26 protein-coding genes are annotated in these 23596 nt (G+C 32.5%); 3 read left to right on the forward strand and 23 right to left on the reverse strand.

From position 1 onward, the window contains the following. Positions 1 to 10: 10 nt before the first annotated feature. From mraY to Q5I67_RS07170, 7 genes are all read right to left on the reverse strand, one after another. Positions 11 to 985: a phospho-N-acetylmuramoyl-pentapeptide-transferase gene (gene mraY / locus Q5I67_RS07140; RefSeq protein ID WP_302486867.1), complete on the reverse strand. Its 975-nt coding sequence runs from the start codon at positions 983 to 985 to the stop codon at positions 11 to 13. After that, a complete protein-coding gene (gene murF / locus Q5I67_RS07145; RefSeq protein ID WP_296895816.1) occupies positions 982 to 2373 on the reverse strand; it encodes a UDP-N-acetylmuramoyl-tripeptide--D-alanyl-D-alanine ligase in 1392 nt (463 codons plus the stop codon). The genes mraY and murF overlap by 4 nt, the downstream gene beginning before the upstream one ends. After that, positions 2366 to 3856 carry a UDP-N-acetylmuramoyl-L-alanyl-D-glutamate--2,6-diaminopimelate ligase gene (locus Q5I67_RS07150; RefSeq protein ID WP_302486868.1) on the reverse strand — a complete coding sequence of 497 codons (1491 nt, stop codon included), beginning with the start codon at positions 3854 to 3856 and terminating at the stop codon, positions 2366 to 2368. Before Q5I67_RS07150 ends, murF begins: the two co-directional genes overlap by 8 nt. Positions 3857 to 4011: 155 nt before the next feature. Further along, the gene (ftsL, locus tag Q5I67_RS07155) at positions 4012 to 4383 is read right to left on the reverse strand and encodes a cell division protein FtsL (RefSeq protein ID WP_296895814.1); all 372 of its coding nucleotides are present in this window, start codon (positions 4381 to 4383) and stop codon (positions 4012 to 4014) included. Positions 4384 to 4401: 18 nt separating this feature from the next. Then, a complete protein-coding gene (gene rsmH / locus Q5I67_RS07160) occupies positions 4402 to 5337 on the reverse strand; it encodes a 16S rRNA (cytosine(1402)-N(4))-methyltransferase RsmH (protein ID WP_302486869.1) in 936 nt (311 codons plus the stop codon). An 88-nt stretch (positions 5338 to 5425) separates the two neighbouring features. Continuing rightward, positions 5426 to 6241, reverse strand: a complete 816-nt coding sequence (locus Q5I67_RS07165; RefSeq protein ID WP_302486870.1) for a polysaccharide deacetylase family protein — start codon at positions 6239 to 6241, stop codon at positions 5426 to 5428. 48 nt (positions 6242 to 6289) lie between these two features. Next, on the reverse strand, positions 6290 to 7081 hold the full coding sequence (locus Q5I67_RS07170; RefSeq protein WP_296895811.1) for a prolipoprotein diacylglyceryl transferase: 792 nt from the start codon (positions 7079 to 7081) through the stop codon (positions 6290 to 6292). Positions 7082 to 7409: 328 nt separating this feature from the next. Between Q5I67_RS07170 and Q5I67_RS07175 the strand changes: the two genes are divergently transcribed. The 3 genes from Q5I67_RS07175 (at position 7410) to Q5I67_RS07185 (ending at position 8851) form a co-directional block, all read left to right on the forward strand. After that, positions 7410 to 7610 carry a DUF1858 domain-containing protein gene (locus tag Q5I67_RS07175; RefSeq protein WP_008538365.1) on the forward strand — a complete coding sequence of 67 codons (201 nt, stop codon included), beginning with the start codon at positions 7410 to 7412 and terminating at the stop codon, positions 7608 to 7610. Positions 7611 to 7675: 65 nt separating this feature from the next. Further along, the gene (locus Q5I67_RS07180) at positions 7676 to 8140 is read left to right on the forward strand and encodes a YbaK/EbsC family protein (RefSeq protein ID WP_296895810.1); all 465 of its coding nucleotides are present in this window, start codon (positions 7676 to 7678) and stop codon (positions 8138 to 8140) included. 36 nt (positions 8141 to 8176) lie between these two features. Next, positions 8177 to 8851 (forward strand): sulfite reductase, encoded by a 675-nt coding sequence (locus tag Q5I67_RS07185; protein ID WP_302486871.1) that lies wholly within the window; start codon positions 8177 to 8179, stop codon positions 8849 to 8851. A gap of 89 nt (positions 8852 to 8940) precedes the next feature. Here Q5I67_RS07185 and Q5I67_RS07190 read toward each other — a convergent pair whose 3' ends face one another. From Q5I67_RS07190 to trmFO, 16 genes are all read right to left on the reverse strand, one after another. After that, the gene (locus tag Q5I67_RS07190; protein ID WP_302486872.1) at positions 8941 to 10647 is read right to left on the reverse strand and encodes a proline--tRNA ligase; all 1707 of its coding nucleotides are present in this window, start codon (positions 10645 to 10647) and stop codon (positions 8941 to 8943) included. A 160-nt stretch (positions 10648 to 10807) separates the two neighbouring features. Then, complete coding sequence (ispG, locus tag Q5I67_RS07195; RefSeq protein WP_302486873.1) at positions 10808 to 11866, reverse strand: flavodoxin-dependent (E)-4-hydroxy-3-methylbut-2-enyl-diphosphate synthase; 1059 nt, start codon at positions 11864 to 11866, stop codon at positions 10808 to 10810. Between the two features lie 37 nt (positions 11867 to 11903). Further along, entirely contained in the window at positions 11904 to 12938 is a 1035-nt protein-coding gene (gene rseP / locus Q5I67_RS07200) for an RIP metalloprotease RseP (protein ID WP_302486874.1), read from the reverse strand. Then, positions 12932 to 14083 (reverse strand): 1-deoxy-D-xylulose-5-phosphate reductoisomerase, encoded by a 1152-nt coding sequence (locus Q5I67_RS07205; protein ID WP_302486875.1) that lies wholly within the window; start codon positions 14081 to 14083, stop codon positions 12932 to 12934. Before Q5I67_RS07205 ends, rseP begins: the two co-directional genes overlap by 7 nt. Before the next feature lie 19 nt (positions 14084 to 14102). Continuing rightward, positions 14103 to 14927, reverse strand: coding sequence for a phosphatidate cytidylyltransferase (locus Q5I67_RS07210; protein ID WP_302486876.1), 825 nt, complete (start codon positions 14925 to 14927; stop codon positions 14103 to 14105). A gap of 21 nt (positions 14928 to 14948) precedes the next feature. Then, a complete protein-coding gene (locus Q5I67_RS07215; protein WP_302486877.1) occupies positions 14949 to 15725 on the reverse strand; it encodes an isoprenyl transferase in 777 nt (258 codons plus the stop codon). A gap of 91 nt (positions 15726 to 15816) precedes the next feature. After that, the gene (locus tag Q5I67_RS07220) at positions 15817 to 15984 is read right to left on the reverse strand and encodes a DUF362 domain-containing protein (protein ID WP_008538375.1); all 168 of its coding nucleotides are present in this window, start codon (positions 15982 to 15984) and stop codon (positions 15817 to 15819) included. Between the two features lie 3 nt (positions 15985 to 15987). Further along, positions 15988 to 16188 (reverse strand): hypothetical protein, encoded by a 201-nt coding sequence (locus tag Q5I67_RS07225; RefSeq protein ID WP_302486878.1) that lies wholly within the window; start codon positions 16186 to 16188, stop codon positions 15988 to 15990. 4 nt (positions 16189 to 16192) lie between these two features. Beyond that, complete coding sequence (frr, locus tag Q5I67_RS07230; RefSeq protein ID WP_015562568.1) at positions 16193 to 16750, reverse strand: ribosome recycling factor; 558 nt, start codon at positions 16748 to 16750, stop codon at positions 16193 to 16195. Further along, a complete protein-coding gene (gene pyrH / locus Q5I67_RS07235) occupies positions 16750 to 17475 on the reverse strand; it encodes a UMP kinase (RefSeq protein ID WP_296895798.1) in 726 nt (241 codons plus the stop codon). Before pyrH ends, frr begins: the two co-directional genes overlap by 1 nt. A gap of 186 nt (positions 17476 to 17661) precedes the next feature. Beyond that, positions 17662 to 18309, reverse strand: coding sequence for a translation elongation factor Ts (gene tsf, locus Q5I67_RS07240; RefSeq protein WP_296895797.1), 648 nt, complete (start codon positions 18307 to 18309; stop codon positions 17662 to 17664). A gap of 85 nt (positions 18310 to 18394) precedes the next feature. Next, entirely contained in the window at positions 18395 to 19126 is a 732-nt protein-coding gene (gene rpsB / locus Q5I67_RS07245; RefSeq protein WP_302486879.1) for a 30S ribosomal protein S2, read from the reverse strand. A 239-nt stretch (positions 19127 to 19365) separates the two neighbouring features. Then, positions 19366 to 20139, reverse strand: coding sequence for a GTP-sensing pleiotropic transcriptional regulator CodY (codY, locus tag Q5I67_RS07250; protein ID WP_296922242.1), 774 nt, complete (start codon positions 20137 to 20139; stop codon positions 19366 to 19368). Between the two features lie 133 nt (positions 20140 to 20272). Beyond that, positions 20273 to 21667 (reverse strand): ATP-dependent protease ATPase subunit HslU, encoded by a 1395-nt coding sequence (gene hslU, locus Q5I67_RS07255; protein WP_296896731.1) that lies wholly within the window; start codon positions 21665 to 21667, stop codon positions 20273 to 20275. Positions 21668 to 21681: 14 nt separating this feature from the next. After that, positions 21682 to 22224 (reverse strand): ATP-dependent protease subunit HslV, encoded by a 543-nt coding sequence (gene hslV, locus Q5I67_RS07260; protein ID WP_296896733.1) that lies wholly within the window; start codon positions 22222 to 22224, stop codon positions 21682 to 21684. 44 nt (positions 22225 to 22268) lie between these two features. Next, positions 22269 to 23591, reverse strand: a complete 1323-nt coding sequence (gene trmFO / locus Q5I67_RS07265) for an FADH(2)-oxidizing methylenetetrahydrofolate--tRNA-(uracil(54)-C(5))-methyltransferase TrmFO (protein WP_302486880.1) — start codon at positions 23589 to 23591, stop codon at positions 22269 to 22271. Positions 23592 to 23596: the final 5 nt, after the last annotated feature.

The following is a 23596-nucleotide window of genomic DNA, read 5'->3' on the forward strand; positions in this document are numbered from 1 at the left end:
TTAACGACTATTAGCTATAATGTAAAGTCAATAACGCTAAAATGCAAAATACAAATTCAGCAAACCAAAAAGTTGTAACTACACGAGTTTCTGACCAACCTTTTAATTCAAAATGATGATGAATTGGACTCATTAAAAATACACGTTTTCCAGTAGTTTTAAAAGATGTTACTTGAATAATTACAGATAAAGTTTCGATTACAAATAACCCGCCTAAAATAATCAACAATAATTCTGTTTTAGTTAAAATACCAAGGCCAGCTAAAACACCACCTAAAGCAAGAGAACCAGTATCTCCCATGAATACTTTTGCCGGATGATAATTAAATTTCAAAAAGGCTACACATGCTCCAAAACAAGCAAAACTATAAATAGCTAAATCAGTTTTATTAAAATATAAACAAACAGCTGCAAAACCTAAAGAAGCTACTGCCATAGCACCTGAAGCTAAACCATCTAGACCATCTGTTAAATTTACGGCATTTGTTGTACCAACAAGTACACCAATTACCAATATATAATAAAACCAACCAATATCATAAGTTTGTCCAATAAATGGTATCCAAACATCTTGTGTAAGCCCAGCATAATTTATACCAATATAAGTTACAATGATTGCAATAATAAATTGTCCTAGTAATTTTTGCTTAGCTTTTAATCCTAAATTACGTTTTAAGACAACCTTAATATAATCATCTAAAAATCCTAAAACAAAATGACCTAACATCACAAATAAAGCTAATGCTACTTCTATAGTAAAATCTGCAAAAATTAAAGTTGCAATAGTAATACCACCAATGATCATAATACCGCCCATTGTTGGTGTTCCTGATTTAGCTTGATGACTCTTTGGCCCTTCTTCACGAATGCTTTGACCAAATTTTAATTTATGTAATTCTGGAATTAAAAATGGTCCTACTGCTAAAACTACGAGGGCAGCAGCTATTGCTGCCCAAATCATATTTAAATTAAATGCTTCTATCATTTATATTCTTTCTCCAATAATTCAATTATTTTTTCCATATGCATACCATGGGAACCTTTAAACAAAACAGTATCTTCTGCTTGCAATTCTCTTTTCAATACTTGCACTGCTTCTTCATGACTTGCACATTCAAAAACTTTTGCTACACCTGCTTTTTTGGCAGCTTGAGCCGTAAATTTTGTCAATTCTCCTCGAGTTATGACTATATCTACACCTAATTTACCTGCCAATAAACCAATATCTTCATGAGCTTTTTGTTCTACACTACCTAATTCAAACATATCACCCATTACTAGGATTTTACGTTTTTTAGCCACTTTAGTTAAATTTTCTAAAGCCGCTTTTGTAGACATTGGACTTGCATTATATGCATCATTTATCAAATTATATTGACCTAATCTTTTATATTCAAAACGCATAGCTGTAGGTTTAAAAGTATCTAAACCTTTTTGCATCTCTTCAACAGTAAGGCCGCAAGCATATCCTACAGCCAAAGCTGCTAAACAGTTATATACATTGTGTATACCTATCATATTTAAAGTGAAATGTGCTATTTTATCGCCAACAATCGCATCAAATTCCGTTTTACCATCATCTACAGTCTTAATATCAAAAGCCTTGATATCACCTGCATGATTAATGCCAAAATAAATTGCATGTGCTCTTGTTAATCTATTCATTTTAGCAACAAATTCATCATCAGCATTTAAAATAACTTTCCCATCAATTTCTATTGCCTGTGCCATCTCACCTTTAGCTTTCGCTATATTCTCCATGGATCCTAAAAGTTCCATATGTGTTTCACCGACATTAGTGATTACACCCATTGTAGGTTTAGCAATATCTGTCAATTCTTTTATTTGACCTAATCCTCGCATACCCATTTCTACAACAGCTACATCATAACTTCCATCTAATTGTAATAAAGTCATTGGAAGACCGATTTCATTATTAAAATTAGCTTGTGTTTTCAATACATTATATTTTCCTGATAATACAGCAGCTGTTAAATCTTTAGTTGTAGTTTTACCATTTGAACCAGTTATAGCTATTACAGGGATATTGAATTTATTACGCCAAAAATGAGCTAAATCTTGATAGGCTTTTAATGTATCATCTACGGCCAAAATATCTATATCAACATCTTCAAGCAAAGAAATATCATAATCTTTATTTACTATAGCTCCAATTGCTCCTTTTTTGGCAGCATCAGCAATAAAATCATGCCCGTCAAAATTTTCACCTTTAAGGGCGATAAATAACATTCCTTCTTCAATTTTTCTAGTATCTGTTGTTACACCACCAAAAACCGAAGCTGAAGTTACTTTTTTCAAAACAGCATTAGTTGCCTGCATTACTTGTGTCAAAGAAAATTGATAATTAGCCATTAATCTTCCCCCTAATTGCTTCAATAGCTACTTCTTTATCATCAAAATGGATAGTTCCTGTTTTTAAAATCTGATAATTTTCATGACCTTTACCAGCTATAAGCACAATATCATCTTTTTGTGCAAGTTCAATAGCTCTGAAAATAGCAGTTCTTCTATCTGTAATTTTTTCATGGAAATTGCCATGAAGTGCAGGAAGTACACCTGCTTCTACTTCAGATAAAATAAATTCTGGATCTTCTGTTCTTGGATTATCAGAAGTTGCAATTACCACATCTGCAAGCTGTGCTGCAATACGGCCCATAATAGGACGTTTTGTTCTATCGCGGTCACCGCCACAGCCAAATACTACGATCAAACGTTTTTTAGCGATTTCACGTGCTGTTTTTAAAACGTTTTCTAAACCATCTGGAGTATGAGCATAATCGACTATTACGCTGAAATCTTGACCTTGACGTACAAGTTCAAAACGTCCTGCTACAGCTTCAAATGCTTCAAGAGTTTCTTTGATTATATCAAAAGAAATTTTTTCAGCTAAAGCAACGCCAATTACGCCTAATATATTATAAACATTGAACATACCTGTAACTTTTAAATCAAAATGAGCTTTTTCGCCTTTATATTTTACATCAAAAGACGCTCCAGATGCCTTAATTTCTACATTTTCAGCTTTTAAAGTTGCATCATTTTTAATGCCATAAGTTATTAAATTGCATTTTGTATGCTCAATCATTGTTTTGCTACCAAGTTCATCATCTAAATTAATTACGGCATTTTTATTAGTTTTTACTAAATTTGGTGCAGATAAACTATCAAATAATTTTGCCTTAGCTAGAGCATAATTTTCCATAGTTTTATGATAATCTAAATGGTCTTGTGTTAAATTTGTAAACATTGCTGTATCATATTCACAACCTGCAACACGATTCATATCAAGAGCATGTGAGGATACTTCCATAACTACATAATCAATATTTTGTTTATACATCTTATCTAAAATTTCTTGAAGGTCAATCACATCTGGTGTTGTATTGTGAATTGGCATCTCTTCATCTTCAATCATGATTTTAATTGTGCCAATGACGCCCACTTTATATCCTGCTTTACGCAAAATATCGCGAAGCATATATGTGCTACTTGTTTTACCATTTGTTCCTGTAACACCAATCATACGCATTTTTTTGCCCGGATAGTCATAAAAATATGGTACAGCAAGTTCCATTGCTTCACGAAGATTTGGTACTTTTATAACTGTAACACCTGTAGGTACTTCTACATCTTTTTCAGTCATAATCGCACAAGCTCCAGCTTCTACAGCTTGAGGAATAAATTTATTACCATCTACCCTAGTACCACAGATACATACGAATAAAGTATTTTTTCTCACACGACGTGAATCATGAGTGATAAACTCAATTTCTTTGTTCACATCTCCTTTTATTTCTACATCATTTAATACTGACACTAGTTGTTCAATGGTCATTATAAACCCTCCTGAATTTGCTTTTTGTATCTTTTAGCAATCTAAAATCAAACTATATTATAGCTCACTTATTTATATATGTATACTACAAAAAATTAAGCCATAAAATCCTAAATTTAAAATTTATTTAAGAAATTTATGGCTCAATTAATAATTTATTTTTTAGTTGAAAAGAAAAATTTATCTGGTAGTATCATTCCTAATTCATTTGTAGCAATAGATTGTATTCTTTCTGGAGATTTTAGATGTGCTATTTCTAAATGAAGACGAGAATTCTCTGCTTCTAATTTTGTAGATTGATTTTTTAATTGATTTAAATGATAGGCATCGCTGGCAGCTACTCCACTGCGTAAAATAAAGAATCCTGCCATTGCCACTACAATTACAAATAAAATAATACATCTTGAACGCAACGCATTATTTAAATCTGCGTCTTTTTCCTGTCTTGATTTCACTGATTTTTTTACTTTCATTTGTTTATATCTCTCTTGATTTTCTTCATAAACAATTTTGCGTTGCGCTAACATAATAAAATCCTCCTAAGATTATAACTTCTCTGCTACTCTCAACTTTGCACTTTTAGATCGTGAATTATCATCCATCTCATGTTTTGATGGTTTTATAGCTTTACTACAAAGCTTTATCTCAGGCTTATGATTACATACACAAATTGGTAAATGTGGTGGACAAATACAACCACGGGACAGTTCTTTAAACACATTCTTAGTAATACGATCTTCTAATGAATGAAATGTTATTACTGCAATTCTTCCACCTTTATTTAAATGTTTTACTGCTACTTTAAAAGTATTTTCTAAAATTCCTAATTCATTATTTACTTCAATACGAATAGCCTGAAAAATACGTTTTGCTGGATGACCTGTTGATTTTTTTCGCACAGCTGCTGGTATAGCACGGCGAATGATATCCACTAATTCGCCTGTAGTCTCTATCTTCTTTTCCTGGCGATATTTTACAATAAATTCTGCTATACGCTTGCTCCAGCGTTCTTCACCATATGTTTTAAAAATATCATTTAATTTTTCTTCATCATATTCATTGACCACATCATATGCAGAAAAATCTTGTGCCTTATCCATACGCATATCAAGTGGAGCATCTTGCATATAGGAAAAACCTCTATCGGCTTCATCTAGCTGATATGATGAAACACCTAAATCAAATAAAATTCCATCAATATATTCTATATTTAAATTCTTTAGTACAGTTTCTAAATCTTTAAAATTGCTATGCACAATATCTATTTTACATTTATATTGCTTTAATCTTTCAGTTGCGACTTTAATCGCATCTTCATCTTGATCTATGCCGATTAAATGCCCATTTTCATTTAACTGCGTAGCAATTCTCGATGAATGACCTGCTCCGCCCAAAGTGCAATCTACATATACACCATCAGGCTTTATAGCAAGCCCCTTTATTACTTCCTCTGGTAGAACACTAATATGTTCAAATTCCACCAACGAAACACCTCGCGTCTTTTATAAAATTATTTACGTAAATATAATTTTAACAGTCATCAAAATTTATTTCAATAGAAAATTAAATTTAGCTCTTATACCAACCTAAACGTTCAAATACTGGTATATAGTGCATTCTTTCATAGAAAGATAAAAATGTATTTTCTGTATGGAAAATAGGTACTCTTTCTAAAGCATAAATATTACTTGCTCTATCTACATTACCATATTTAATAGTAAATGCCCCTTTATATCCTGCTTCATTAACCAATTTAGCGATATATAAATTATATGTTCCTGTAGGATAAGCCATAAATTTAGTATCTTGATTTAATTGAGCATCTAATGTTTGCTTAGATTTTGTAAGCTCTTCTTTTAATTGATCTTCAGTGAGTTCTGTCATAGATTTATGGCTAGCAGTATGCGATTGAAAATCCATGCCATTTGCCTTCATTTCTTTTATCTGCTCCCATGTTAAATAATTAGGTTGATTGCTAACAAAATCTGTAATTACAAAAATAGTACCTGTAAAACCATATTTTTTCAAAATAGGATATGCATTTTGGTAATTATCTTCATAACCATCATCAAAAGTGATTAAAATTGGATTTTCAGGCAGTTCTGCTCCATTTACCATATAATCATACAATTGATCTGTATTTATTGTATTATAACCATTTTCTTTTAAATAAGCCATTTGTCGATCAAAATCTTCTGGCAGTACGGATAAAGCAATATTCATATTATCTATCTTATGATAATTTAATATTGTAATCGGTATATCTTCTTCATTTTCTGCCGCGGATACAGGCATTACTTTTGGACTAGATAAAATCAATGGCAAACAAATTAACATAATAAGTAATATTAATTTTGCATATTTTTTCTGTTTAAACACACTCATCTTCCCACTTTCATTTTTAATTTTTATATTTCTATAATAAGTAAAAATTTAATTATGTTGAAAACGTTTAGCTATATACACCAATACTGTCATTATCATAACAGTTAAAGCTATCCATTGCATAGGATATAATAACATATCTTTATTCACACTAAAATACATAAAACCAATACAAAATCTAATTATAGCCATTAACATTATACTAAATAAAAAAGTAGTTCCTTCAGCCAAAAACTTATACTTTCTATTAAAGAGTAAAACTAAAATAGATATTATAAATACTATGCTATAAGCAAAAGCTTGATATAATGCTACAGGTTGAAAATATTGATATGCTTCAAAACCTGTTGGACGATATCTATATTCTACATATTCTGCCAAACTATGATCATTTGGAATATCTAATCCCAGTGGTGTGCCAAGTGAAAACTGCATCATGAAATTGGCTAACTGTAAAACAGTCAAACCGAATAATAATGCTGGCATCATCAAATCAAACCACAACCATAAATTATAATCATATTTATGCAAAAAAACTATACTCGTCATCAAAAAACCAAATAAAGCACCGTATATAGATAATCCACCTTGCCAAATGCAAAATATTTGAATTAAATTTGACGCATAAACATCTATGTGCATAATTACAAAAAAAATCCTAGCACCTATTAATCCTGCTGGTATCATCCAAACTAATAAATCCCACATAGGGCTGAAATTTTCACCGTATATTTTAAATAAAATTTTACTTATCACCAAACCTATCAACAATGAACATACGATTATCAAGCCATACCAATAAATATTAATATTGCCCAAACAAAAAGCTACAAAATCCATAAAATCTCCCTCTCTATCCCCATAACTCGTTTTTTATTTTTCATAATGTCTTATTGTACTGCTATCTAAAAAATTTATCAATTATTTACAATCATTTAAAATAACATTTACAAAATATACTTATAAAATCTAAAATATTATATTTCGTTATTTTTAATAAAGATTATTCAATCATAAATAAGTATTATATTCATATCATTTTCCTATGATTATTTATAAAATTATCATTTACTTATACCAAAACTAAAAAAAATATGATATAATTCCCATGTGAATAAAATTAATTATCAAATTTCACTATAAAATATAGATAAAGGAGATATTTTTCATGACTATAACTAAAGAAATGGGTATTATGGAAGTTGTTAGCCAATATCCTGAAACTGTAGAAGTATTTGTAAACGCTGGTATGGGTTGCCTTGGTTGTGCTGCTGCTCACTTCGAAAACATCGAACAAGGTGCAGGTGCTCATGGCATCGATATCGACAAACTCATCGAAGATTTAAATGCTGCAATCGAAGCAAAATAATATATCATAAAATAAAGCCACTAACTTTTTGTTGGTGGCTTTTATTTTTAAAGGAGCTGTTTTTCTTGTCTATTGAAAAAGTAAAATCATATTTTAAACAATTTCATATGGAAGATAAAATTATGGAATTTCCTGTTTCTAGTGCTACAGTTAGTGAAGCTGCCAAGGCTTTAAATTGCCAAGAAGCTCATATTGCCAAAACAATGTCTTTTAAATTAAATGATAAAGCTATTCTCGTAGTCATGGCTGGAGATATGCGAATTGACAATCATAAATTTAAAGAAAAATTCCATAAAAAAGCTACTATGCTTAAAGCTGATGAAGTTGAACCTATGACTGGTTTTCCTGTTGGTGGTGTTTGTCCATTTGCTCCTAATGATGGCATAAAAGTATACCTTGATGAATCCTTAAAACGTTTTGATAAAGTATATCCTGCTTGTGGCAGTAGAAATAGTGCTATTGAACTTAGCATTCCTGAACTTGAAAAATACTCCAAAGCTGTCGAATGGGTAAATATTGGTAAACATTAAACAGTATGTAAATATATAAATGTAAAGGAGAATAAAATGGTATCAGGTGTAATCCATCAAAAAAATAATTTCTATACGGTTAGAATTATAGGCAATTGTGGTGAATTTTCAGCAGAAGAATTAATAGCTATCGCTCAAATTGCTTCAACGTATGGCAATGGCAAAATCACTGCTACATCTAGAGGAACTATAGAAATTGAACAAATTTCCCCAGATAATTTAGAAATCGCTTTAGAAAAAATAAAAATAAATAATCTTCGTCTAGGTGGTACAGGAACTACAGTTAGAGCTATAGTCAGCTGTAAAGGCACTACTTGCACTAAAGGTCTATACGATGTGCATGCTTTAGCAACAGAATTAGATAATTTATTTTATGGTCAGACCGTTCCTAAAAAATTAAAAATAGGTGTCTTTGGCTGTATCAACAGTCTTGGCAAAGCCAAATCTCAAGATATTGGCATAATGCCATCATTTAAAAGTCCACATAAATTTGAATTATATATCGGTGGATTATTAGGAAATAGCCCTGTCTATGGTCAACATATTGATATTGCTTTAAATAAAGAACAATTAATTTATGCTATAAAATTTATCATTGAAATTTATCAAAAAAATGGCAAATATCCTCAACGATTACGCAAAGTTTTAGATGCAAATCCTAATCTTTGGCAAGAAATAAATAATTATTTAATTGAATTAATTCAAAAATAATAAAAATAATAAAAATAATAAAAGCACCTTAAAAGCTAAATCAATGACTTTTAAGGTGCTTTTTTATATAATGTCGTACTTAAACCCTATTATAAGTTTTTAAGCATATCTTTTACTGTTTGTGCACAATCATCAACTTTTACATTAGAAGTAGCACCATCACGGCGAACTTTGATTTCAACTTCATTAGCATCTAAAAGTTTAGGGCTTACAGTAATACGTACTGGATAACCAATTAAATCAGCATCTTTGAATTTTACGCCAGCTCTGTCTTTTCTATCATCTAAAAGTACATCTATACCAGCATTTTTCATATCAGCATAAAGTTTTTCAGCAACTTGCATTTGAGCTTCATCTTTAGCATTAATAGGCACAATAACTACTTCAAATGGTGCAATAGCTACAGGCCAAATAATACCATTATCATCATGGAATTGTTCAATAGCAGCTGCCATTGTACGGCTAACACCGATACCATAGCAACCCATGATCAATGGTTTTTCTTTACCATTTTCATCAAGGAAAGTAGCACCGAGTGCTTTACTGTATTTTGTACCAAGTTTAAATACTTGCCCTACTTCAATACCATGAGTCATTTTTACTGGTGCTCCACAATGAGGACATGGATCTCCTTCAGCAATAAGACGAATATCAGCTACAATTACATCGCCAAAATCGCGTTTTGGATTAGCATTTTTATAGTGGCAATCTTCTTCATTTGCACCGCAAACAGCATTATGCATTTCCATTACTGTAGCGTCAACAACTACAATTGCATCTTTGCTAAGACCAATTGGACTCATGAAACCAGGCACACCACCAATAGCACGAATAGCAGACTCTTCTGCCATTTTTAAAGCAATTGCACCTGTTACATTTTGTAATTTTACATCATTTACTTCATGGTCACCACGAACAAATGCACAGATAACTTGGTCTTTTTCATTTTGGAAAATAACAGCTTTAATATTTTTTTCAAGTGGCATATTTAAAAATTCAGCTACAGCTTCAATAGTTTTTGTACCAGGAGTATTTACTTTTTCAAGTGGTAATTCTTCTTCAACTGGTGCAATAATTGGTTTTAATTCGGATTTTTCAGCGTTTGCTGCATAATCACATTTTTCACAGTAAACGATATCAGATTCACCAGTTTCAGCTAATACAGTGAATTCATGTGTTGTAGCATTACCAATAGCACCGCCGTCAGCTTCTACAGGACGGAAAGTAAGACCGCAACGAGAGAAAATCTTTGTATAAGCATCATACATATCTTGATAAGATTTATCAAGACCTGCTTCATCTTTATCAAAAGAATAACCATCTTTCATGATAAATTCACGTCCACGCATAAGACCAAAACGAGGACGAATTTCATCGCGATATTTATTTTGAATTTGATATAACAATAATGGTAATTGTTTATAAGAACGTACTTCATTACGTACTAAATCTGTAATAATTTCTTCATGTGTTGGGCCAAGACAAAATTCACGATTATGTCTATCTACCAAACGGAACATTTCTTCGCCAAAAACTTCCCAACGACCAGTTTCTTTCCAAAGTTCAGATGGTTGTAAAATAGGAAGTGCTAATTCTTGTCCATCTTTAGCTTCCATTTCTTCACGAATAATTTGTTCTATTTTGCGTAAAGTACGCCAAGCAAGTGGTAAATATGTATAAACCCCGCCTGCTACTTTACGAATAAAACCAGCTCTAAGCATTAACTGATGACTAGGCACTTCAGCTTCTGCTGGAGTCTGACGCAATGTAGGTGCATAAAGTTTAGATGTACGCACTATAAATTCCTCCTAAAATATATGGGAAAAACCCTTTTCAATATTAATTAACTTATATATTCTATCATACTTTAGCTAAAATAAAAATGTTCATTATCTTCTTTGCCACTAAAAAAGCTGTAATAAAATCAAAAACAAAAATCTTATTACAGCTTTCTTCTTATTTTATTAATTTATCTAGTTCTTCAAATAAAGCATCTACTAATTTATCTTCAGCAACTTTATTTATAACTTCGCCTTTGCGAAAAACTAATCCTTCGCCTTTTCCACCAGCAATACCAATATCAGCATCACGAGCTTCACCTGGGCCATTTACAATACACCCCATAACAGCGACTTTAATTGGTTTTGTTATTCCTGACAATCTTTGTTCTACTTTTTCAGCAATACTTGGTAAATCAATATTACAACGACCACAAGTAGGACATGAAATAAGTGTAGGTCCATATTCTTTAAGACCTAATGCTTTTAAAATTTCATTTGCCACTTTCACTTCATTTACAGGATCACCAGTCAAAGAAATGCGGAATGTATCACCGATGCCTTCAGCAAGTAAAGCACCTATACCTACAGCAGATTTAATAATTCCTGTATTTACGGTGCCTGCTTCTGTTATGCCTAAATGAAGTGGATAATCCACTGTTTCACTCATCAAACGATAAGCATCTAACGTCAATGGTACATCATGTGCTTTTAGTGAAATTTTAATATCATAGAAATTTAATTTTTCTAAAATTCTTATATGCTCTAAAGCACTTTCAACTAATGCTTCTGCTGTCACTTTACCATATTTTGCCAACAATTTTTTATCAAGTGAGCCTGCATTAACACCTATGCGTATAGGAATATTTCTTGTTTTTGCAGCTTCGACTACTGCCTTTACACGCTCTTCATCACCGATATTGCCAGGATTAATGCGAAGTGCATCTATACCTTGTTCTATAGCTTTTAAAGCTAAACGATAATCAAAATGAATATCTGCAACTAAAGGCACATCGACTTGATTTTTAATATTGTAAATATTTTCAGCTGCGGACATATCAGGCACAGCTACACGAACAATATCACAACCAGCAGATACTAATGCTTTGATCTGTGCTACCGTAGCATTTGTATCTGTTGTCTTAGTATTAGTCATAGATTGTACAGAAATCGGTGCACCGCCACCAATTTTTACATTACCTATACTGATTTGTCGTGTCATTTTTCTTTTTATCATTACATCCAACACCTTTTTATGTTGTATTTATTAACTCTTAACCAAATAAACGACCAACATCTTGAGCTGTGGCAAAAAACATCAAAGATAATAATAAAATTATGCCAGCCATTTGCACTACTCTTACATATTTAGCTTCAATAGCTTTGCCACGAATTGCTTCTACCAATAAAACTACGAAATGACCACCATCTAATGCAGGAATTGGCAATAAATTTATTACACCTAAGTTCAAACTCAATAATGCAGCAAATTGTAATAATGGAACTAATCCCAAATGAGCAGCTTGACTTGTCATTTGAGCTACACCCACTGGCCCAGATAACTCTGCACTCACACTACCTGTTATCATGCCCACAAGTCCACTATACATCTGATATATAATATTTATCACGGTAGAAAAAGCTAATACTATTGCTTCGCCAAAACCTACACTTTTTACATTAACAGGTGCAGTTACACCGATCAATGCACGTTTAGCTTGTTCATCATATTTCGGTACAACAGAAGTCGCCATCTGTTCATTATCGCGGATAAATTCTATTTTTAAAATTTTGCCATCAGCAGTTTGTACTTTTTGCACAAAATTTGTCCAAGAAGTGATCTGTTCTCCATTTACACTTAAAATTTTATCCCCATCTTTTAATCCAGCTTGACTTGCTGGCTCGCCAGCAATTACTTGTCCCAAAACTGGAGCATTCGATGGAGTTTGTATACCATTAAAGAAAAAGACTCCTGCAAAAATCAAAAACGGTAGAATAAAGTTCATTATCGAACCAGCCAAAATTACAATCATTCTAGCCCATACAGGACGAGCCCAATATGCTCTATCTCCTGCATCTTCATCCATGCCTTTTTCCATTCCTGCAATTTTATTGAAACCACCAAGAGGAATAGCTCTTATTGAATATACTGTTTCTCCCTTTTTAGTATTTACTAATTTAGGACCAAAACCAATTGCAAATTCATCTACACGCATACCTGTTTTTTTTGCAGTAATAAAATGTCCAAATTCATGAACTAATACGAGTAAACCAAAGACAAATATAATAGCAATGGCACTGATTAACACTTATAAATCTTCTCCTTTACTTGCTTACGAATATTGCTATCAATTTCAAATAAATCTTCAAGTTCTGGTTCTACCAAAGTTATATGAGATTGCATAGCTTCTTCTATTATATCATAAATATCTAAGAAACTAATCTTTTCATTTAAGAAAGCTTCTACAGCTATTTCATTGGCAGCATTCATCACACAAGGCATAGAACCACCTATTTTCCCAGCTTCATACGCTAAAGCAAGACCTCTAAATGTGTCTGTATCTGGCTTTTCAAAAGTTAAATCTTTCATTTGCCAAAAATCTAATTTTTCAGCAGGACAAACCATTCTTTCTGGATATGTGAGTGCATATTGTATAGGAAGTCTCATATCAGTTGAGCCTAATTGAGCGATAACTGAGCCATCCACATATTGCACCATAGAATGAATGATACTTTGAGGATGAACTACTACCTGAATTTTATCATAATCCACATTATATAATTGTTTTGCTTCAATTACTTCCAAGCCTTTATTCATCAATGAAGCACTATCAATAGTAATCTTGCGTCCCATTTTCCATGTTGGATGACTTAAACACTGTTTTACTGAAACATTTTTTAAATCTTCTATTTTCTTACCTCTAAAAGGACCGCCAGAAGCAGTGATTAATAATTTGTCAACTTTATTCATATCTTCGCCATGCAAACATTGAAATAATGCTCCATGTTCACTATCAATTGGCATGATATCAATTTGTTTTTCACGAGCTTTTTTCATGACTAAATCGCCAGCTACTACTAAAGTTTCTTTATTAGCTAGTGCGATATTTTTACCAGCTTCAATAGCCTTCATTGTTGGACGAAGACCTGCAAAACCCATCAAAGAAGTAACTACTGTATCTATTTTATCTGTAGTAGCTCCTTCAATTAAGCCTTCTTCTCCATAATATAGTTTAGTTTTTCCTACATAACGAGCTTTTAATCTCTCATAAGCATCTTTATTATTTAAAATCGCCATAGCTGGCTTAAATTCATTTATTTGCTGTTCTAATAATTCATCATTATTATTAGCTGCTAAAACTTCAATCTTCAAAAAATCACTATGATTTCTAACTACATCTAAAGTCTGAGTTCCTATGGAACCAGTTGAACCTAATACTGCAATTTTTTTCATTATATTATATTCCTTTACTTTAAATATCTAATAAAAATATTGCTATATAATAAACGAGCGGTGCTGTAAATAATAAACTATCAAATCTATCCAATACTCCACCATGTCCTGGAATTAAAGTACCAGAATCTTTGATACCGACAAATCTTTTAATACAAGATTCTACTAAATCGCCAAAAGTACCAATAATCGCTATCAATGCTCCCATTACAAGCATAATAACTATATCAAAATTAAAATAACTACCTAAAAGACCTACACATATCATTGAACCTATTATGCCACCAACAAAACCCTCAATACTTTTTTTAGGACTGATTTCTGGACATAAACGATGTTTACCTATACTACAACCTACAAAATAAGCAAAACTATCACTAGCCCATGTACCAATAAAAGTAAGCCATATTAAAATACAACCTACAGAAAATTCACCTAATAAACTATTAGTTGCTAAAATAGTTGTATCCTCAAACATTCTAAGCATCACTAAATGATAAAAAGGAATTGCTATATACATGGTTCCTGCTAAAGTAATACAACCATCTAATACAGAGAAATGTTTATGATTAAATATCATATTCATCAAAGAAACAAATATAGCTATTACAATACTAAATGCAATATTATTTGTTAAATACGTTCCTAATATGATGAAACAAATATTAAACAATCCCCAAAATAATGGTATATTATAATCCTTATGTGTAAAAGCATTTACATACTCTCGCCAAGCAAGACAAGCAAGTACTATCGAAACTGCAATAAATACTGTGCCTCCTGTCTGAATAACGCCTGTAGCTATTATTATTCCAATAATTCCACTGATAATTCGCGTTAGCAAAATCTTCCACCGCCCCAAAAATTATTTACTACTTAATCCTCCAAATCGTCTATCTCTTTTTTGGAAATCAACAATTGCTTGTAAAAATTCTTCTGAAGAGAAATCCGGCCAATTTGTCTTTGTAAACCAAAATTCAGCATAAGCTGCTTGCCATAATAAGAAATTACTCAATCGTATATCACCACTTGTTCTAATCATTAAATCAACAGGTGGTAAATCTTTTGTATATAAATTATCGTCAATTACTTTATCATTTATTTCTTCAATAGATAACTTACCCGATTGTACTTTACTAGCTATATTTTTTACTGCTGTTATAATTTCATCTCTACCACCATAATTTACAGCAACATTAAATCTTACACCAGTATTATTTTTAGTGCGTTCTTCTGCTGCATGCAATTCATTTGGTAAATTGCCAGGTAATTCATCTATTCGTCCAATAAAGTGAATACGTACATTATCTTCACACATTTCATCAATCTGTTCAGCTAAAAAACTTGAAAATAAGTTCATCAAAAAATTTACTTCAGTTATTGGTCGTTTCCAATTTTCAGTAGAAAACGCATATACTGTTAAAATAGGGATATTATATTTAATGCAAGTCTTGAGAATTTTCTTTAGTGTTTTTACGCCAGCTTTATGTCCAGATGTCCTAATTAAACCCTTTCCAGTAGCCCAGCGACCATTTCCATCCATAATTATACCAACATGCTGTGGCAATTTAGTTACATCTAATTGTTCATCAATAGAAATATTTCTTTTTTCCTTTTTAGAAGAAAATATTTTTTTGAGCATACTAGAGGCCCCTCCTAAACAAATTATAAGAAATAAGCCCCTCTTTATTTCCAGAGGGGCCTTTCCAGTGGTTATTGTTAATCAAAGTCAATTAAGCTTCGATAGCACCTGCTGGACAACCAGCTTGACATGCACCACATTCTACACACATATCTGCATCAATTTCATAATGGTTTTCACCTTCAGAAATAGCACCTACAGGACAAGTACCTGCACAAGCACCGCAAGAAATGCAATCATCAGTAATTTTATAAGCCATCTATTACACCTCCTTTCGCATTTTAGCAGCAGCTGTAAGTTCTAATACATTATCATCTAAAACTTTTACTCTGACAATATATAATTTGCTATCATCAACTTTAAAATAGCCTCTCATTGGCACAGTATAATTTATTTTAAATTTTATATTTCTAGAATTTAATCGTTCTATAGCCTCAACAGCTGGTAATCCTAAATATTCCATACAATCAAACTTCCATTATTTCTTTTTCTTTTTCTGCTCTAGCAATGTCAATTTCTTTAATATATTTATCTACGATTTTTTGAATATCTTCTTGAGCTTTTTTAGCATCATCTTCTGTGATAGATTTTGCTTTTTCTAATTTTTTAATAGCTTCATTAGCATCACGACGAATATTACGAACAGATACTTTAGATTCTTCTGCACGTTTATTCAATGTTTTTACAAGATCAGTGCGACGTTCTTCTGTAAGCTGAGGTATATTTAAACGAATTACTGTACCATCATTATTTGGGCTAAGACCAAGATCAGATCTTGTAATTGCTTTTTCTATTTCATGAAGCATTGGTTTTTCCCATGGTTGAATTAAAATCATACGAGGTTCAGGAACAGAAATATTACCTACCTGATTTACTGGTACTAAAGAACCGTAATATTCTACCATTACTTTATCTAATAATGCAGGAGTTGCACGACCTGCACGAAGAGAAGCAAATTCAGATTTTGCTGCACTTAAAGTTTTTTTCATACGCTCTTCATTTTTAGCTATTACTTCTTTAATCATTAATCATTACCTCCAACAGTTGTTCCAATATTTTCGCCTAAAGCAGCTTTTAAAATATTTTCATGATCATCTATATTAAATACTACTAAAGGAATTTTATTATCCATGCAAAGACTTGTTGCTGTAGAATCCATTACTGCAAGTCCACGATTTAATACTTCTAAATATTCAAGGCTATCGAATTTTTTAGCTTCAGGATTTTTATTAGGGTCAGAATCATATACACCATCTGTATTCTTTTTACCCATTAAGATAACTTCAGCTTCAATTTCAGCAGCACGAAGAGCAGCAGTTGTATCTGTGGAGAAATAAGGATTACCTGTACCAGCACCGAAGATAACAACTCTACCTTTTTCTAAATGACGAATTGCTTTACGGCGAATATAAGGTTCAGCTACTTGACGCATTTCAATAGCAGATTGAACACGGCTGTCAACGCCCATACCTTCTAAAGCATCTTGAAGTGCTAAAGCATTCATCACTGTAGCAAGCATACCCATATAATCTGCTGTAGCTCTATCCATACCTTTATTGCTACCAGCAAGACCACGCCAAATATTTCCGCCACCTACAACAATAGCTACTTCTATACCATATTCACGTACTTTTTTGATTTGTTTAGCGATAGATTCTACTACTTCTGGATTAATGCCAAAACGCTGTTCACCGGCTAAAGATTCACCACTTAATTTAAAAACTATACGTTTATATTTAATATCTGCCACAATAAAACCTCCATCAAAAACTTCTAATTTTTTTAACCTGCATAATATCTTTTCTTATTTTATCATATATCTATAATAAACGGTAGATATTATAATTTTTTTCTATATTTAAAATTTATAACTAAATATATTTTATTATAAAAAAGAGAACACCGAAGTGTTCTCTCTTTGTATTTCATAATGAAATTATTTTACAGCTGCCATAACTTCTTCTACAAAGTTATCAGCTTTCTTTTCAATACCTTCACCAAGTTGATATCTTACGAAACGACGAATGGAGATATTTTCACCGATTTTAGCAATTTTACCTTTTACAAGGTCAGAAATTGTAACATCTGGATCTTTAATGTATGGCTGATCTAAAAGACATACTTCTTTATAATATTTTTCGAGGCGACCTTCAACCATTCTTTCAACGATTTTTTCAGGTTTACCTTCATTAATAGCTTGTTCACGAAGAACTTGACGTTCATGTTCGATAGCTGCTGGATCTACTTCTTCACGACGAATGCAAGTTGGGTTAGCAGCAGCAATCTGCATAGCAATATCACGAGCGAAATCCTGGAATTCAGGAGTACCAGCAACGAAGTCTGTTTCACAGTTAACTTCTACTAATACACCAATACGTCCACCAGCATGAATATAAGATGTTACAACACCTTCAGCTGCTACACGACCAGCTTTTTTAGCTGCGGAAGCAAGACCTTTTTCTCTTAAAAAGTCAATTGCTTTTTCCATATCACCATCAGTTGCAGAAAGAGCTTTTTTACAGTCCATCATACCTGCACCAGTTTTTTCACGTAATTCTTTTACTAATGCTGCAGTAATAGCCATTAATATTTCCTCCTTAGTCAATAAAAGGCAAGGGTTTTAGCCCTTACCTTTTTTAATTGTTATATAAATTTAAGATTAACTAAAATTATTCAGCGTCTTCGCTAGTAGCAACTTCTTCTGCTACTTCGCCAGCTTCACCTTGACGACCTTCGATAACAGCATCAGCCATACGGGAAGTTAAAAGTTTAACAGCACGGATAGCATCGTCGTTACCAGGAATTACATAGTCAATTTCATCTGGATCGCAGTTTGTATCAACGATTGCAACGATTGGAATGTTAAGTTTTTTAGCTTCTGCTACAGCAATTCTTTCTTTACGTGGGTCAACGATGAATAAAGCACCTGGTAATTCTTCCATGTCTTTAATACCGCCAAGAGATTTTTCAAGTTTTTCTTGTTCACGTTTTAAAGCAAGAACTTCTTTTTTGCTAAGAACTTCAAAAGTTCCATCTTCTTCCATAGCTTCAAGTTCTTTTAAACGATTGATGCTTTTGCGGATAGTAGCGAAGTTAGTCATCATACCACCGAGCCATCTTTCGTTAACATAGAACATGCCGGATTTTAAAGCTTCTTCTTTAACAGCTTCTTGAGCCTGTTTTTTAGTACCTACGAAAAGAATGCTTTTGCCTTCTTCAGCAACGCTACGTAAGAAATCATAAGCTTCGTCAACTTTTTTTACAGTTTTCTGTAAATCGATAATATAAATACCATTGCGTTCTGTGAAAATGTATGGAGCCATTTTAGGGTTCCAACGTCTAGTCTGATGACCGAAATGAACGCCTGCTTCTAATAATTGTTTCATGGAAATAACTGCCATGATGGTGCACCTCCTGTTATTTTTTCCTCCACATTCTTTAGCTTTGTTTCAACCCTTTTAAATATTCTTATCAGCGTACCAATAAGGTATATTTAACTAGGACACAGTACAAAATCGGAATGTGTGCGTTTTTTACACCGTTAAGCATTATATCATAATTTATTTGTAAACACAATACAAATTATTGTAATCATAAACAAAAAGAACGATGTTTTTCTCAACATCGTTCTTTAAAATTATTATCTTTTTAATTTTTGAATTTCATCTAATAAGTGTTCATTTAAAACTCTGATATAAGTACCTTTCATACCGAGAGATTTAGATTCAATAACACCAGCAGATTCAAATTTACGAAGTGCATTTACAATTACAGAACGAGTAATACCTACACGGTCAGCAATTTTAGATGCAACGAGTAAACCTTCTGTACCATTTAATTCACTTAAAATATTTACAGCTGCTTCAATTTCAGAATAAGAAAGTGTAGCTAAAGCAATCTGTACAGTAGCTTTTTTGCGTGCTTCAACTTCAATTTTTTGAGAATTATCACGTAAAATTTCCATACCTACAACAGTGGCACCATATTCAGCTAATAATAAATCATCATCATTGAATTCTTCATTAAATTTAGCTAATACTAATGTACCAATACGTTCACCCACACCATAAATAGGTACAATAGTTGTAATTTTACCTTCAACTAAACATTGACTTTTATCATCAAAAGCACAGTTTTCCTTCTGTGGAATATTAGAAGATGTACTGTCCATCTTCAAGAGCCAATTAACATAATGCTTTGGAAATTCTCCTTGGCTTACGATTTTATCAATCATTGTATCGCATTCAAAATCATCACGAAAGGCATATCCATAGATTTTTCCAGTTTTGCTAACAATATAAACATTTGCTTCTATAACATTGCTAAGCACACGAGAAATACTATCATATTCTACCACTTCTGCTTTTTGTAAAAGTTTGTTTATTTTTCTTGTTTTTTCAAGTAATGTTGCCATCTGTTATCCCCTTCCTGCACAGAAAACATTTTTATTTTCTGTTAAACCTTTCCTTTTTTATTCTATCATATCCATAAGTTATTTTAAAGGAAAATTTTTACATTTTTTTGAATTTTGTACAATATTTATTAAATTAAAGAATAAACTGGCTCAAATCGCGGTTTTTAACAATTCCACCAAGTTTTTCATTTACATATTCAGCATTAATTACTACATTTTTATCTTCCAATTCTGGTGCTTCGAAAGATAAATCTTCCAATAATTTTTCCATGATTGTATGAAGTCTTCTTGCTCCAATATTTTCCATTTGTTCATTTACTTCACAAGCAACTTGGGCTAATCTTTCAATTGCATCATCTGTAAATTCAATGGAAACACCTTCTGTAGCAAGTAGTGCTTTATATTGTTTTAACAATGCATTTGTTGGTTCTGTCAAAATACGTTTAAAATCTTCTTCATTCAAAGAAGTCAATTCTACACGAATTGGGAAACGTCCCTGAAGCTCTGGTATTAAATCAGAAGGTTTTGCCATATGGAAAGCACCTGCTGCGATAAATAAAATATGATCTGTTTTCATCTGTCCATATTTTGTAGATACTGTAGAACCTTCAACTATTGGTAAAATATCACGCTGTACACCTTCACGAGATACATCTGGTCCAGAAGAAGCACCTTTTACAGCAACCTTGTCAATTTCATCTAAGAAAATGATACCATTGCGTTCTGCAAGTTCAATAGCTTCATGGGCAATAGATTCCATATCCAATAATTTTTGAGCTTCTTCTTGTGTAAAGATTTCTCTTGCTTGAGCAACTGTAACTTTACGTTTTTTGCGTTTTTTAGGCATTAGATTGCCAATCATATCTTGAATATTATTGCTCATGTCTTCCATGCCAGAACCTGCAAACATACCAATTACAGGAGCAGCTTTTGGTTCAACATCAATTTCAATAATATCATTTTCTAATTCGCCTTTTAAAAGACGTTTTCTGCACCATTCTCTACCAGCAGAATATTTTGGTTCTTCCACTGTTTCTTTATTTTCTTCTTCTTTATTTGCTCCACCAAAAATAGCACTTAACGGATTAGATACTGAGCTGGATTTTGGTTCTGGAACATAAATATCTAAAATACGTTCTTGAGCCATTTCTTTAGCTTTATCTTGTACCTGTTCTAATTTTTCTTGTTTTAACATACGTACAGCAGATTCAGCTAAATCTCTAACCATGGATTCTACATCTCTACCTACATAACCCACTTCAGTAAATTTAGTAGCTTCAACTTTTACAAAAGGTGCTTTTACAAGTTTTGCTAAACGTCTTGCAATTTCAGTTTTACCTACACCAGTAGAACCAATCATCAAGATATTTTTAGGAATGATTTCATCTCTCATATCTTCTGGAAGATGACGGCTACGCCATCTATTGCGAAGTGCAATAGCTACGGAACGCTTTGCCTGTGACTGTCCTACAATATATTTATCTAATTCTTCTACGACTTGACGAGGAATTTGTTCATTCAATTTCATGAATTTATTCTCCTTTATTTATCTAATTCTTCCACTATAATATTGTGATTTGTATATACACAGATATCAGCAGCAATAGTAAGAGCTTCTTTAGCAATTTCAGCTGCAGTCAAATTAGAATGTTTTACCAATGCACGACCTGCTGAAAGTGCATAAAATCCACCAGAACCAATAGCTGCAACATCACCATCTGGTTCAATTACTTCACCATTACCAGAAAGTAATAACATTGTATTTTCATCAGCAACGAGTAATAATGCTTCTAATTTACGAAGTACTCTATCTGTACGCCAATCTTTAGCAAGCTCTACTGCCGCACGAGTTAAATTACCATGATATTCTATTAATTTAGATTCAAATTTTTCAAATAAAGTAAAAGCATCGGCAACAGAACCTGCAAAACCTGCTAAAACTTTACCGTTATATAAGCGACGTACTTTGCGGGCATTTGCTTTCATGATAGCAGCTTGCCCAAAAGTAACCTGTCCATCACCAGCTATAGCAGTTTTACCATCTTTTTTTACTGCTATGATAGTGGTTGCTTTAAAATTTTCCATAATATCATCTCCATTTATAGGCTATATTCATAATATCAGTTTTTTTAAGATAATTTCAATACGTCTTCTTTAAATTTTGCTAAAAACTCTAACGCTCTTTGAGCTATTTTTTGTTTTTTTAACTTTTTATCACGAATTCTTTCTTCTAAAGGTGGCATTAAACCAAAATTAGCATTCATTGGCTGAAAATGTTTTGCTACAGCAGAAGTGATATATTTACACATAGAGCCATGAGCTGTTTGCTCTGGGAAAATCACTGGATTTTCTCCTTTGGCTAAATACGCTGCATTAACACCTGCCACAAGACCAGAAGCTGCGGATTCTATATATCCTTCAACGCCTGTCATCTGCCCTGCAAATAATAAATCATCTCTATCTTTGTATTGCAAAGTTGGTCGCAATAATTCCGGAGAATTAATAAATGTATTTCTATGCATCACACCATAACGCACAAACTCAGCATTTTCAAGTCCTGGTATTAAACCAAATACGCGTTTTTGTTCTGGCCATTTTAAATGAGTTTGGAAACCTACTATATTATATAAGCTATCTGCTGCATTATCCTGACGAAGTTGCACAACAGCATAAGGTCTTTTTCCTGTTTTAGGATCTTCTAAACCTACAGGTTTTAATGGTCCATATAGCAAAGTATCTATACCACGACGAGCCATTTCTTCAACAGGCATACATCCTTCAAAAAACTTAGCTTTTTCAAATTCTTTAATTGGTGCCAACTCTGCTGTTGTCAATTCTTGCCAAAATTTTTCATATTCTTCTTTATCCATAGGACAGTTAATATAATCAGCTGTTCCTTTGCCGTAGCGAGAAGCACGATATGCTTTACTCATATCAATAGACTCTTTGCTGATTAATGGTGCCGCAGCATCATAAAAGTAAAAATAATCCTGACCTGTCAATTCACCAATGGATTTTGCTAATACTTCTGAAGTCAATGGACCACTGGCAATAATTGTAATAGCATCATCTTCTTGAGGTATTGTTTCTATCTCTTTATTTATCACAGTAACATTAGGATGATTTTTTACTTTATCTGTAATATATTGACTAAAACCTTCTCTATCTACAGCTAAAGCTCCACCTGCTGGTACACGATTTATATCAGCAGATTCCATGATAATAGAATTCAGCTGTCGCATCTCTTCTTTTAATAAACCTACAGCATTTTCAAGTCCTGCACCACGCAAGGAATTGCTACATACTAATTCAGCAAATTTTTCTGTTTTATGTGCAGGTGTAGATTTTTCTGGTCTCATTTCATATAAATCTACTTTTATACCTCTTTGAGCCACTTGCCATGCTGCTTCACTGCCAGCCATGCCAGCACCTACGATAATAACTTTTTTCACGCAAA

Source organism: uncultured Megamonas sp. (assembly GCF_958438645.1).
Taxonomy (GTDB): Bacteria; Bacillota; Negativicutes; order Selenomonadales; family Selenomonadaceae; genus Megamonas.